Annotated in this window: 12 protein-coding genes; 4 read left to right on the top strand and 8 right to left on the bottom strand. The window is 67.8% G+C overall.

Translation table 11 applies throughout. The annotated features are described in order from the left end of the window. Position 1: 1 nt before the first annotated feature. From HMPREF1224_RS23615 to HMPREF1224_RS23605, 3 genes are all read right to left on the bottom strand, one after another. The gene (locus tag HMPREF1224_RS23615) at positions 2-1,330 is read right to left on the bottom strand and encodes an MFS transporter (protein WP_003159279.1); all 1,329 of its coding nucleotides are present in this window, start codon (positions 1,328-1,330) and stop codon (positions 2-4) included. Between the two features lie 135 nt (positions 1,331-1,465). Beyond that, the gene (locus HMPREF1224_RS23610) at positions 1,466-2,785 is read right to left on the bottom strand and encodes an NAD(P)/FAD-dependent oxidoreductase (protein WP_003093583.1); all 1,320 of its coding nucleotides are present in this window, start codon (positions 2,783-2,785) and stop codon (positions 1,466-1,468) included. Positions 2,786-2,878: 93 nt separating this feature from the next. Continuing rightward, positions 2,879-3,607 (bottom strand): GntR family transcriptional regulator, encoded by a 729-nt coding sequence (locus HMPREF1224_RS23605; protein ID WP_010793455.1) that lies wholly within the window; start codon positions 3,605-3,607, stop codon positions 2,879-2,881. A 305-nt stretch (positions 3,608-3,912) separates the two neighbouring features. Here HMPREF1224_RS23605 and HMPREF1224_RS23600 point away from each other — a divergent pair, with 305 nt between their 5' ends. Both HMPREF1224_RS23600 and HMPREF1224_RS23595 read left to right on the top strand, forming a co-directional pair. Continuing rightward, positions 3,913-4,935, top strand: coding sequence for a GlxA family transcriptional regulator (locus HMPREF1224_RS23600; RefSeq protein ID WP_003118991.1), 1,023 nt, complete (start codon positions 3,913-3,915; stop codon positions 4,933-4,935). Between the two features lie 25 nt (positions 4,936-4,960). Further along, positions 4,961-5,428 carry a VOC family protein gene (locus HMPREF1224_RS23595; protein WP_003118992.1) on the top strand — a complete coding sequence of 156 codons (468 nt, stop codon included), beginning with the start codon at positions 4,961-4,963 and terminating at the stop codon, positions 5,426-5,428. Between the two features lie 3 nt (positions 5,429-5,431). Here the strand turns inward: HMPREF1224_RS23595 and HMPREF1224_RS23590 are convergent, their stop codons facing one another. Both HMPREF1224_RS23590 and HMPREF1224_RS23585 read right to left on the bottom strand, forming a co-directional pair. Then, positions 5,432-6,070, bottom strand: a complete 639-nt coding sequence (locus HMPREF1224_RS23590) for an FMN-binding negative transcriptional regulator (protein ID WP_003101360.1) — start codon at positions 6,068-6,070, stop codon at positions 5,432-5,434. A 27-nt stretch (positions 6,071-6,097) separates the two neighbouring features. Then, on the bottom strand, positions 6,098-6,817 hold the full coding sequence (locus HMPREF1224_RS23585; protein WP_031628427.1) for a B3/B4 domain-containing protein: 720 nt from the start codon (positions 6,815-6,817) through the stop codon (positions 6,098-6,100). 300 nt (positions 6,818-7,117) lie between these two features. On the opposite strand from HMPREF1224_RS23585, the gene HMPREF1224_RS23580 reads away from it, so the two are divergent. Next, the gene (locus HMPREF1224_RS23580; protein ID WP_003101357.1) at positions 7,118-8,761 is read left to right on the top strand and encodes an acetolactate synthase large subunit; all 1,644 of its coding nucleotides are present in this window, start codon (positions 7,118-7,120) and stop codon (positions 8,759-8,761) included. A 42-nt stretch (positions 8,762-8,803) separates the two neighbouring features. Here HMPREF1224_RS23580 and HMPREF1224_RS23575 read toward each other — a convergent pair whose 3' ends face one another. The 3 genes from HMPREF1224_RS23575 to HMPREF1224_RS23565 form a co-directional block, all read right to left on the bottom strand. Next, positions 8,804-10,099, bottom strand: a complete 1,296-nt coding sequence (locus HMPREF1224_RS23575; protein ID WP_010793453.1) for an OprD family porin — start codon at positions 10,097-10,099, stop codon at positions 8,804-8,806. Between the two features lie 237 nt (positions 10,100-10,336). Next, positions 10,337-11,080, bottom strand: coding sequence for a class I SAM-dependent methyltransferase EftM (gene eftM, locus HMPREF1224_RS23570; RefSeq protein WP_003101353.1), 744 nt, complete (start codon positions 11,078-11,080; stop codon positions 10,337-10,339). A 99-nt stretch (positions 11,081-11,179) separates the two neighbouring features. After that, positions 11,180-11,581 (bottom strand): GFA family protein, encoded by a 402-nt coding sequence (locus HMPREF1224_RS23565; protein ID WP_003101352.1) that lies wholly within the window; start codon positions 11,579-11,581, stop codon positions 11,180-11,182. Positions 11,582-11,723: 142 nt separating this feature from the next. Here HMPREF1224_RS23565 and HMPREF1224_RS23560 point away from each other — a divergent pair, with 142 nt between their 5' ends. Continuing rightward, positions 11,724-12,005: a peptidylprolyl isomerase gene (locus HMPREF1224_RS23560; protein ID WP_003093561.1), complete on the top strand. Its 282-nt coding sequence runs from the start codon at positions 11,724-11,726 to the stop codon at positions 12,003-12,005. Positions 12,006-12,163 lie beyond the last annotated feature (158 nt).

Genomic DNA, 12,163 nt, shown 5'->3' with positions numbered 1-12,163 from the left:
TTCAGGTGAGCGAAGCCGCCTGCTGCAGGTTCAGCGAACGGGTTTCCGGCGCCAGGGCCCAGGTCACGAGCAGCCCGAGCAGGGTCACCAGCGCGGCGGCGTACATGGTCTGGGCGGTACCCAGGGTTTCCAGGGAAAGCGGCACCAGGTAGGTGCCCACCGCGGCGCCGACGCGCGATAACGAGGTGCCGACGCCGACCGCGAAGGCGCGGATCTCGGTGGGGAACAGTTCGTTCGGGTAGACCAGTTGCAGCACCTGGGCGCCGCCGATGAACAGCGCGTAGGCACCGAACAGGCCGAGGATGGTCGCCTCCGAGCCGGCGTGGAAGACGCCCAGCCCGAGCAGCGCCAGGCCGGACCAGAGGAAGCTGTGCAGCAGCATGCAGCGCCGGCCGATGCGGTTGATCAGGCGGGTGGCGATGATGCAGCCGATGACGAACAGCAGGGTGATCGCCACCGAACCGTAGGAGGCCCAGTCGCCCTTCAGGTTCAGCGCCAGCAGCACCTTGGGCGCGAAGGCGTAGACGGCGAACACGGGGATCACCGAGCAGGTCCAGAACAGGGTGACGAAGAGCATGCGCTTGCCGTAGCCGGCGTAGAGCAGGTGCCAGATGGTGACCTTCCGTTCCAGCGCCTGTTCGGGCAGGTTCTCCAGCGAGAAGGCTTCTCCGTAGACCTGGCGGATGACCCGCTCTGCGTCCGCGTCGCGGCCCTTGCTCAGCAGCCAGCGCGGCGACTCGGGGGTGCCGATGCGTAGCAGGAACAGCACGGCACCGATCGCCGCGGTGCTGGCCAGTACCAGGCGCCAGGCGTCCTCGCCGCCGCTGCGCAGGATCAGGTCGCCGACCAGGTAGGCGAAGGCGGCGCCGGCGAACCAGAGGATGGTCAGGGTGGCCAGGCGCGGTCCGCGATACTTCTTCGGCAGGAACTCCACCAGCAAGGCGGTGGCGACCGGGTACTCGATGCCCACCGCCACGCCGATCAGGAAGCGCAGGACGAACAGCGCCGCCGCCGAGTCGACCCCGTACTGCGCCAGGGAAGCGAGGACGAACAGGCTGGGGCCGACGAAGAACAGCCTGCGGCGGCCCAGGCGGTCGGTCAGCCAGCCGCCGAGGAAACCGCCGAAGAAGATGCCGACCAGCGCCGAGGCGGCGATCATGCCCTGCCAGAAACTGTTTAGTTGCAATGCCGCGGTCATCTGCAGCATCGCCACGCCGATGATGCTCAGCACGTAGCCGTCGACGAAGGAGCCGCCGCCGGAGCGCAGGGTCAACAGCCGGTGGAAGGCGTTGAGGGGTACGTCTTCGATCGAGGTCGTAGGATTTGTCATTATTGTCTCCTGGTTCTAACCGCTGCCGGTGAATTCGGGCCGAGCGAATCCGCGAGGCTGGAACGCTCTCCAGCTCCGGTCTTCAATGGCCGTCTGAATCGAAGTCGGCGCCCGCGGGCGCGTTCCTAGGGATGCCTAGCTTTCTCTACCTGCTCGATACTGCCCCCACCTCAGGTTGAGGTTCACGCCAAGGGAAAGGAGTGGTTCGGGTGGATTGCCGCTGGGACCGGGCGCGCGCAGCAGGAAGTCGATCAGCTCGTTGCGTTCGCCCGCCAGCCAGTCGGCCAGCAGCTTCCCGGTGACGGTCCCGCGGGTTACCCCCAGGCCGTTGCAGCACAGGGCGCCATAGACGTTGGGCGCCAGCTCGCCGAAGTGCCCCATGTGGTTCCTCGACAGCGCCAGCGAGCCGCCCCAGGTGTAGTCGAAGCCGACTTCCGGGAGCATCGGGAAGCGCTGGCGGAACGAGGCGCGATGGCGTACGGCGAAGCGCTCAAGGTACTTCCCGGCGCTGCGTCCGTCAGGGTTGAAACTGAAGCTGTTGCGGATCAGCAGGCGGTTGTCCGGGGTACGCCTCACCGTGGTGCCGTAAGGGTCGGCCGGGATCAGGCCCCAGTAGGGGCGCCCGCCGAGGCTGGCCTGCTCCTCGGCATCGAGCGGCCGGGTCAGGCTGGCGTAGGTGAAGATCGGCAGCATCCGCCCCTGGAGGAAGCCGAAGCTCATGCCGAAGGCGTTGTTGGCGAGGACCAGGCGGTCGGCCAGGATGCTGCCGTGGGGATGGCTCAGCAGGGTCCTGTCGCCATATTCCACGGCGGTGATCGGTGTGTGTTCGTAGAGGCTGACGTTGCCCGGCAGGCTGTCGGCCAGGCCCTTGACCAGGGCCGAGGGCTGCACCAGCAGGGTACCGGGGGTGAACAGGGCCTTGCGATAGAAGGCGGTGCCGATGTGTCCCGGGAGGTCGTCCGCCTCGATCACCTCGTAGGCCTGGCCGAGCCGATCGAGGCCGCGCCGGTAGGCGTCGAGCACAGCCACGCCGCGCGCCTCGACGGCCGCCTGGTACTTGCCGCAGGCCTTCATCTGGCAGTCGATGGCATGGCGCTGCACCTGTTCGCGGAGCAGCGACTGGCCGGCGAGATTGAGCTTCAGGGCGATCCGGGCTGTCGCTATGTCGCCGATGTAGTCGTCGGCGCCGATGTCGTGGGGCAGGTCGATGGCGAAGCCGGCGTTGCGCCCGGCGGTACCGAAGCCGACTTCCTGGGCCTCGACCAGGACGATCTCCTCGTCCGGAAAATGCAGCGCCAGCTGGCGCGCGGCGGCGAGGCCGGTGAAGCCGGCGCCGACCACCACCCAGCGGGCGGCGCTCCTGCCGTAGTGGGCCGGCTTCGGCCGCCGCGGCGGGCTGAGGTGGTACCAGCCGCAGGAACGGTCGTCGGCCGGGAGGTGGGTTACTTTCGTCATCGCAGGGACCTGACTCTTGTTATTGGAACCCGGTAACCATCCCCTGCGTGACCGCCTCCGCTTCTCGGGCGGGGCCGTGGCGCGGGGGGCTTGCTAACCCTCGTAGACCAGCGCCACCTCCACTCCGGCCGGCGCCGCGTACTCGGCCATGCGCCGGCGCGACAGCTCGAAATGCGCACGGACGATCTCCGCCGCCGCATCCGGATCGCGCCGCTGGATGGCATCGACGATCTGGTCGTGCTGGTCGCAGGCGAGTTCCAGGTCGCGTTGCATGTCGTCGGTGGTCGGATGGCGGTAGAAGATCTTGCCCAGCCGCGCATGGTCGATCAGCAAGCGGCGCAGGCTGGGCATGAGGTAGTCGTTGTGGGCCATCCTGCCGATCTCCAGGTGGAAGGCGTCGTTGTGGATGACGCGGTTTTCCACATGCTTCTCTTCGATGGCCTTGCGGAAATCTTCCTGGATCGCCTTGAGCGTCTCGATCTCCGCTTCGCTGGCATGGGTGGCCGCCAGTTGCGTGGTGGCGATGTAGATCAGCGGCGCGGCGAGAAAGAAGGCGTGCAGCGAGTCGTGGCTCATGGCCGCGACGCGCGGCGCACGGTTGGCTTCCAGTTCGATGTAGCCCTCGGCGGCGATCTGCCGCAGCAGTTCGCGCACCGGCGGGCGCGAGAGGCCGAACTCGTCGCACAGGGCGAGTTCGTCGACGACCGCGCCGGGCGCCAGTTCCATGCTCAGGATCCGCCGGCGCAGCGCATCGCCCAGCACCGCCTTGCGGTCGAAGGGGGCATCGGCGCTGTTCGAGTCGACGTCGGGTTGGGCTTTCATGGAGGCCTTTCTACTTGTCATGGGCTTTGTCTACAGTTTGTATAATGACTATAGGGTTCTGTTAGACAATATGTCTACAGGTTTCGGGGCGTCTCCGCACCGTTCGTCCGCGCTGTTTCCGCTGACGCCGTGGCGTGTGAAAGGGGCAGCCCCCCGAGGGCGTATTTGAGCACATTCCCCCGGCGCGCCAGGGAGGCGCCAAGTCACATGGCTTGCGCATATGATGGAGCGCCCGGGGTTTTCGCCGTGACGGCAGGCGTCGCGGCCCGCTGGCCGGGAACAAGAAGAACAAGAGGCACGAATCGATGGAAAGAAGGCGTTTCAGCGCCGCCCTGCAAGGGCAGAACCTCAGGTTCACCGGGGCCGGGGAGGGGGGCTCGGCACGGGCGCGGGTGGGCTTCCTGCTGCTCGAACACTTTTCCCTGCCGGCCTTCACCCAGGCGCTGGACACCCTGGTGACCGCCAACCTGATCCGCAGCGAGTCCTTCGCGGTGAGCAACTTCAGCCTGAGCGGCGAGCCGGTGACCAGCGACCTCGGGTTGCTGATCTGCCCGGACCTGGCGCTCGCCTCGGCGGCGTTGCAAGGACTCGACCTGCTGGTGGTCTGCGGCGGTTTGCGCACGCCCCTGCGCTCGTCCGCCGCGCTGCGGGAAGCGTTGCAGGACGTGGCGTCGCGCGGCGTCGCCCTGGCCGGGCTGTGGAACGGTGCCTGGTTCCTCGGCGACGCCGGCCTGCTGGATGGCTACCGCTGCTGCATCCATCCCGAGCACCGCGCCGCCCTCGCCGAGATCGCCCGCAACAGCCAGGTGACCAGCGACAGCTATATGGTCGACCGCGACCGCCTGACCGCGGCCAGCCCCACCGGCGCCTTCAACCTGGCGCTGGAGTGGATCGCCCGGCGCCACGGGCGCGACCTGGTGGAGGCGGTGGTGGATATCCTCGCCTTCGAGGAGTCGCGCTACCGGCGGGTGCGCCCCGCCCTGCACGAGAAGATGAGCGAGCCGCTGCGCGAAGTGATCAACCTGATGGCGGCGAATATCGAGGAACCGCTCAGCCAGGAGCAGCTCGCCCACTACGTGGGGCGCTCGCGGCGGCAGATCGAGCGATTGTTCCAGCAGCAGCTCGGAACCACGCCGGTGCGCTACTACCTGGAGTTGCGGATCACCGAGTGCCGGCGCCTGCTGCAACATTCCGACCTGACCATGCTGGAGGTCCTGGTCGCCTGCGGCTTCGTCTCGCCCAGCCACTTCAGCAAGTGCTACACCGCCTTCTACGGCTACCCACCGTCGAAAGAAGTGCGCTACGGCAACGTCCGCTCGACGAAATGAGGGCGTTTCGCCGGACGCGGCCGGCATGCTAGAACGGACCTTTCGCCCTGGCCTGCGGAGGTCCTGCGCCATGTCCCAGCCTTTTCTCTGGCGTCGCGTCAACGACTCGTCCGGTTTCGCCGAGCCGCGGGTGTTCATCCGTGTCTACCTGGAACCGGGCAGCATCGATGCGGCCATCGCTTTCTACGAAGACCTGCAGGGCGTCGCCCACGACATGCGCTTCGACTTTCCCGAGAAACGCCTGACACTCGCCGCGGTCGGCGCCTTCCTCCTGCTGGAGGGCAGCGACGAGGCGCTGGCGCCGTTCCGCAGCACCACTGGCACCCTGCTGGTGGACGACATCGAGCCCTATCACCGGCGGTTGCTGGCTGCCGGCGCGCAGATCATCTTCGGGCCGGCGCGCGCGCCCACCGGCGCCTGCTTCAATGCGCTGCTGCCGGACGGCACGGTGGTCGAGTTCGTCCACCACCGGCCGCAGCCGGGCGAGGCCTGAACCTCAGCCGTCGCGCCGGGCGGCGCAATCGTCCATGGCCGCGCCGATCGCCTGTTCGCCGCGCGCCAGCAGCGCTGCGCTGGCGCCGCGGATATCGCGGGCTTCCTTGTTCTGGCTGAGCTTGAACTTGCCGACCAGGCGGGTGATCTCGATTTCGATGCCGACGATCAGCCGGAGCATCTCGTCGATGTAGTCGGCGGGGCCGTCGGTCATTTTCCAGGGCGTTTCCTGGGTCGCCTCGTGGGTGCGGGTCAGGCGCGCCACCAGTCCGCGCACATAGCGTTCGTCGTCGCGGATCCGCACCCGGCCGTGGGCGTGGACCACCCGGTAGTTCCAGGTCGGCACCTGGCGGTGGTGCTCCTGCTTGCTCGGGTACCACTGCGGCGAGATGTAGGCATCGCCGGCGCGGAACACCACCAGCACCTCGTCGCCGTCGCGCAGCTCGCTCCAAACCGGGTTGTTGCGCGCGACATGGGCTTCCAGGGTGCCTTGCGCGCCCTTTTCCGGGCTCAGCTCGAACGGCAGGTGGTTGGCGTCCAGGCCCGCTTCGCCGTGGCTGACCAGCAGGCCCAGCGGATAGTCCCGGATCAGCGCGTGCAGCGCCTGCGGGTCGGACTCTTCGAAATGCGAAGGCAGGTACATGTTCTGTTCTCCTCGGGGACTCGGCCCTTATACGCTGTCGGTGGGTTCCGTCGCCACGCACAGCAGGCGCGAGTCGGCGCGCATGCCGGGCATCATCAGGCGCAATTCGTCGAGCAGCAGGCCGCCCGCTTCGTGCAGGGCCGCCAGCGGCATTTCCGGCAGGCTCTCGAGGATGAACCACATGCACCGGGCGCTGGCATCCAGGCGGGTGCGCACGCCCTGGCGCCAGTTCCAGCGGCGGCAGGTGACGCCGAGGTCGTCGCGCCAGACCACCTCGCCGGGGTCGGGGGATTCGTCGACCGCCTCGCCGTTCTTCAGGGTGTCGAAGGTCTCGCTGCCGTCGGCGACCACCAGGCGCGGCGTGCCGGCATAGGCGGCGAGGTTCTCGCCGCCTACCGGAATGGCGAATTGCACGCTGATGGCGTTGTACAGGTCCACCACCGGGTCGATGCTCGGCAGCCCGCCGTCGCGCAGCGCGCGTTTGCGCAGGGCTTCGGCGGAGCAGGGGGTACGCTGCGGCTTGGCGCCGAAGCGGCGGAACGCCTCGGCCCAGGCTGCCAGGTGCGCCTCGGCCCAGTCCGGTTCGCCACGCGCCAGCGCCTGGCAGGCGCGCTCTACGGCGCGGTCGGCGATTTCCGGACGAACGATCGGCGCCGCCTCGACGGTGAGGCTTAGGGCGCGGAAACCGGGGGCGAGGGCGGCCACCTCGGCGGCGATGACGGGGAGGATCGGGGCGTGCTCGGGCATGGTCGTCTTCAGGGTTCGGTGAGATGGAGGGGGCGGGGCATTCGGCTTGGCCGGCGCGTAAAGCGGTAGGTGGATTTCTACCATCCGGGCTCCGCCCTCACCATGAAATCAGCGAATGAATTATTAGCTGTGCTGATGATCAGGTGGTCGGGTTCAGCTGCGCTAATGGCGGGAGCGCCGTTCGCTTGCCGGCGAAGCCGGCGCCAGAGCCTTCCGCCGGCCGGGAGGGGCTGGACAGCGAGACGCGAGGGGCGCAGTGTTCGAGCGGTCAGAACCGCCACCACCCGAGGTAGAACGCAGATGGCCAAGGCAGCCGATGTGGTTGTGCAATGCCTGGAAAACGAGGGCGTGCAGTACGTCTTCGGAATTCCCGGCGAGGAGAATCTCGACCTGCTGGAGTCCCTGCGCAAGTCGCAGATCCGGCTGGTGCTCACCCGCCACGAACAATCGGCCGGCTTCATGGCCGCCACCTACGGGCGCCTCACCGGCAAGACCGGGGTCAGCCTGTCGACCCTCGGCCCGGGCGCCACCAACCTGGTCACCGCCGGCGCCTACGCCTACCTGGGCGGCATGCCGATGCTGATGATCACCGGGCAGAAGCCGATCAAGAAGTCCAAGCAGGGCCGCTTCCAGATCCTCGACGTGGTCGGCATGATGCAGCCGCTGACCAAGTACACCCACCAACTGGCCTCCGCCGACAACATTCCCTCGCGGGTCCGCGAGGCGTTCCGCCTGGCCGAGGAAGAGAAGCCCGGCGCGGTGCACCTGGAGCTGCCGGAGGACATCGCCGCCGAGCAGACCGACAGCCTGCCCATCCCGCCGAGCCTGAGCCGCCGGCCGCTGGCGGAATACAAGGCGATCTGCGCCGCGGTGGAGAAGCTGCGCGCCGCGCGCAGCCCGATCCTGGTGATCGGCGCCGGGGCCAACCGCAAGATGACCGCCAAGGTCCTCAAGCAACTGATCGACAAGACCGGCATTCCCTTCGTCACCACCCAGATGGGCAAGGGCGTGGTCGACGAGCGTCACCCGCGCTTCCTCGGCAACGCAGCGCTGTCCGCCGGCGACTTCGTGCATCGCGCGGTGGAGGCGGCCGACCTGATCGTCAACGTCGGCCACGACGTGATCGAGAAGCCGCCGTTCTTCATGGTTCGCGGCGGTACCGAGGTGATCCACGTGAACTTCCGTTCCGCCGAGGTGGACCCGGTGTATTTCCCGCAGATCGAAGTGGTGGGCGACATCGCCAACGCCATCTGGCAGATCGGCGAGGCGCTGGACGATACCGCGCACTGGGACTTCACCCGCCTGCTGGCGATCCGCGAGGCCAACGAGGCGCAGGTCGCCGAAGGCGCCGACGACCCGCGCTTCCCGCTCTATCCGCAGCGCCTGGTGGCCGACGTGCGCCGGGCGTTGCCGTCGCAGGGCATCGTCGCCCTGGACAACGGCATGTACAAGATCTGGTTCGCCCGCAACTACAAGGCACACATGCCCAACACCGTGCTGCTGGACAACGCCCTCGCCACCATGGGCGCTGGCCTGCCCTCGGCGATGGCCGCGCACCTGGTCTACCCGGACCGGCCGATCGTCGCGGTGTGCGGCGATGGCGGCTTCATGATGAACAGCCAGGAACTGGAAACCGCGGTGCGGCTGAAGATGAACCTGACGGTGATCATCCTGCGCGACAACGGCTACGGGATGATCCGCTGGAAGCAATCGAACATGGGCTTCGCCGACTTCGGGCTGGACTACGGCAACCCGGACTTCGTGCACTACGCCGAGGCCTACGGCGCCCACGGCCACCGGGTCGACAGCGCCGAGGGCTTCCTGCCGCTGCTGGAGCGCTGCCTGGGCACGCCCGGGGTGCATGTGATCGATTGCCCGGTGGATTACTCGGAGAACGACCGCATCCTCAACGTCGAGCTGCGCGAACGCGCCCTGGCGGTCTGAACCGCCGGAGCGTCGCGCCGGCGTGCGTTCCGGCGCGACGGCTCAGAACAGCGACAGGTTGTAGCTGGCGATCAGGCGCACCTCGTCCACGTCGCGCGCCGAGCGCTCGAAGTCGGTGCGGTAGGTGGCGTTGCGCAGGCGCAGGCTGAGGTCCTTGAAGCGGCCGCTCTGCACGATGTACTTCAGCTCGATGTCGCGCTCCCATTCCTTGCCCTCGTCGCCGTTGGCCAGGCGGATATGGTCGCCGTTGACGTAGCGGGTCATGAAGCTCAGGCCGGGCACGCCGATGCTGTGCAGGTCGAAGTCGTAGCGCAGTTGCCAGGAGCGTTCCTCGGGGTTGGCGAAGTCGTTCACCTGCAGGTAGTTGGCCAGGTACGGATTGCTGCCGTCGAGGTAGGGCATCGAGCTGGCGCCGTTCATCCGCTGCCAGCCGGCGCTGAGCGTGTGGCCGCCCTGGGCGTAGGCGAGCAGCAGGCTGAGGGCGCGGTTGTCGATCTTGCCGGCGCGGGCCGCGCCGGCGTCCTCGCTGTCGAACCAGCGCAGGTCGGCGCTCAGCTTGCCGGCGCCGACCTGCCGCTTGCCCACGGCACCGAGGTAGCGCTGGCGATAGACGTTGCGCAGGCCGCCCTGGGCGTATTGCAGCAGCAGGCCGTCGTTGACCTGGTAGTCGAGTTGGTAGGCGTCGAAGCGGTTGCCGGTGGTGTCGCAGGCGTAGCGTTTGTTCTTGCAGTGCAGGCGGATGTCCTGGGCGTCGCTGGAGTCCCGCGCGGTGTAGCGCTCCAGGCGGGTGGCGGAGAACCTGAGCCCGGCGATCTCCTCGCTGGTCAGCTGGGCGCCGTGGAACAGGGTCGGCAGCAGGCGTCCGTCGTTGTATTTCAGCAACGGCATGTCCGGCAGCATCGCCCCGTACCTGAACTGTGTCTGCGAGAAGCGCATCTTGCCGGCAACGCCGGCCTTGGCGTACTGGTCGACCGAGCGACGCGGATCGTGGCCGCTGGAAGGCAGCAGGCCGCTGTTGCTGTCCGCGGGGCTGGAGTCGAGCTTGATCCCGAGCATCGCCAGGGTATCCACGCCGAAGCCCAGCGCGCCCTCGGTATAGCCCGAGCGCAGGTCGAGGATGAAGCCCTGCGCGGCTTCCTCGCGCTTGGAGGCGCCCTGCGGGTTGGCCGAGCTGCCGTCGCGGAAGTCGCGGTTGAAGTAGACGGTGCGCGCTTCCAGGCGCGCGCTGCCGTCCTCGAGGAAGGCGGCAGGGGCCGGGGCGACGAATCCGCCGCACAGGGCGAGGGCGCCCAGGCCGCGAAGGGTGCGGGGCGAACGGGGGGAAAACGGGGAGGACATGCGGTGACTCTCGACAGCGGGGGGTAAAAAAGCGCGCGAAGGTGTCACAGATGGCCGGCGGGGTCTTTGCGACCTTGGTCTAGCCGAGAAGGCGCGCACGGATCGTCGGCCAGGCAGGCCTCTAGCGGGTCGGACGCAGCGTGCCGAAAGCGACGAAGAATCCTCCGCAGACCCCTGTGAAACGCTGCCCCGCCCGTGCCAGCCTGATCGTCACGTTTGCGCCAGGATCTCCGGAGGCTAGCGCTTCACGCAGACGAACAGGGCATTCCCGGAGCTGCCGGCCCAGGGCGTGATCCGTTCGTAGTCGTGTTCGAAGACCTGCACCTCGAAATGCGTCTGCAACAGGTGCTGCAGCTCGGCGAAGCCGAGGGCGACCATGGGGTGTTCGTCCTCCCAGGTCTGGGTCGTTCCGTCCGTGGTTTTCTCGATACCGAGGCGCAGCGCCTGGCGCTCGCCCTCGCCGCTGTAGTACCAGCCGGAACCGAAGGTGAAGCGGCTGCCTCGATGCTCCACGGAATGGCGGACGAACGCGCGATTGTCGATCTGCCCCTTGTCCACCGTGTTGAAACAGAACACGCCGCCATCCGCCAGTGCGCCATGCACGCTGGCCAGGCATGCGCGCAAGCGCTCCAGCCCTGCGTTGTAGTGGATCGAATAGAGGAAACAGGTGATCAGGTCCAGCGGCTCGTCCACCTGGAAGCCGGCCATGTCCTGCCGGCTGAAGTGCGCTTCGGGGCAGCGCTGTCGGGCGAGGTCGAGCATCGGCTGGTTGATGTCCAGGCCGGCGCTGCGATAGCCGAAATCGAGGAAGTGCCGCACGTGAGGGCCGGTACCGCAGGCCAGGTCCAGGTGCCGCCGGCCCTGGTTGCCGAACAACTGGTGCAGGCGACGCACGCAGTGGCTCTGCGCCTGGTAGTCGATGTCGGCGCACATCAGGTCGTAATAGTGGGACAGGTCGGTGTACAGCGCGGTGGCGGACATGGGCGGCAAGGACCGGCGGCGAAGGGCGCGGCATGGTACCCCAGGCCCGGGCCTTGCCGGCGAAAAAACAGGCACCGGCCGGCGGATCGCGGGCGGACTTCAGTCGAAACGCGGCCAGTCGTCGGCGATCCTGCACCAGCAGGCCATCGATGCGACCTGGACATGCTTCTGTTTCGCCGCCGGGAAGGGCGTGTCCAGGCTGCCGAGGGCGACCGATACCCAGTCGGCGAACTCGCCTTCGCTCCTCGACCAGAACAGCGGCGAGCCGCAGCGCGAGCAGAAGCGCCGGAGCACGGCGGGTGAGGAGCGGAACGCGGCGAGCAGGTCGGCGCCGCGGTCGATGTGCAGGTCCGCGACGGGGACGCTGCCATAGCTGGCGAATGCCGCGCCATGGGCCTTGCGACACTGGCCGCAGTGGCAGTGAGAGAGTGCGCGCGGGGGCGAGGACAGTCGGTAGTGCAGCGCGCCGCACAGGCAACTGCCGTGGAAGGTCTGGCTCATCGGAGGGCGTTCCCGGATTCGCAAAGGCGGCGAGTCAAGCAGCCCGCGCCACGCTTGTCGAGCGCCTCCTCCGATCGTGGGCTGTCGGTGCTGGCGTCGATGTCTGCTAGGCTCTGCCGTTTCACCCTAGGAGTATTTCCCCATGGCCCGAGCCACTGCCCGCCACATCCTGGTTTCCAGCGAAGCCAAGTGCAACGAACTGAAAACCGCCATCGAAGGTGGTGCGGATTTCGCCGAAGTCGCCCGCGAGCATTCCACCTGCCCCTCCGGCCGCGACGGCGGCAACCTGGGCTCGTTCGGCCCCGGCCAGATGGTCCGCGAGTTCGACCAGGTGGTCTTCAGCGCGCCGTTGAACGTGGTCCAGGGCCCGGTGAAGACCCAGTTCGGCTACCACCTGCTGGAAGTCACCAGCCGCCAGGACTGAACGTACGGCGGCGCATAACACCCCTCTTCCACGCGCCGATCCAGGCGTGGGGCGAATAACCGCTGCGCGGGATAAACGGCGGATAACGCCGTTGGCGTTATGCGCCCTACCTGTCCCGGACGACGAAAGAAGCCGCACTTCCAGGTGCCAATCCGGGC

This window comes from Pseudomonas sp. P179 (assembly GCF_000478485.2).
Lineage (GTDB): Bacteria > Pseudomonadota > Gammaproteobacteria > Pseudomonadales > Pseudomonadaceae > Pseudomonas > Pseudomonas aeruginosa.
Note: the sequence above shows the minus strand (reverse complement) of the source record. Positions and strands in the feature narration are given on the sequence as shown.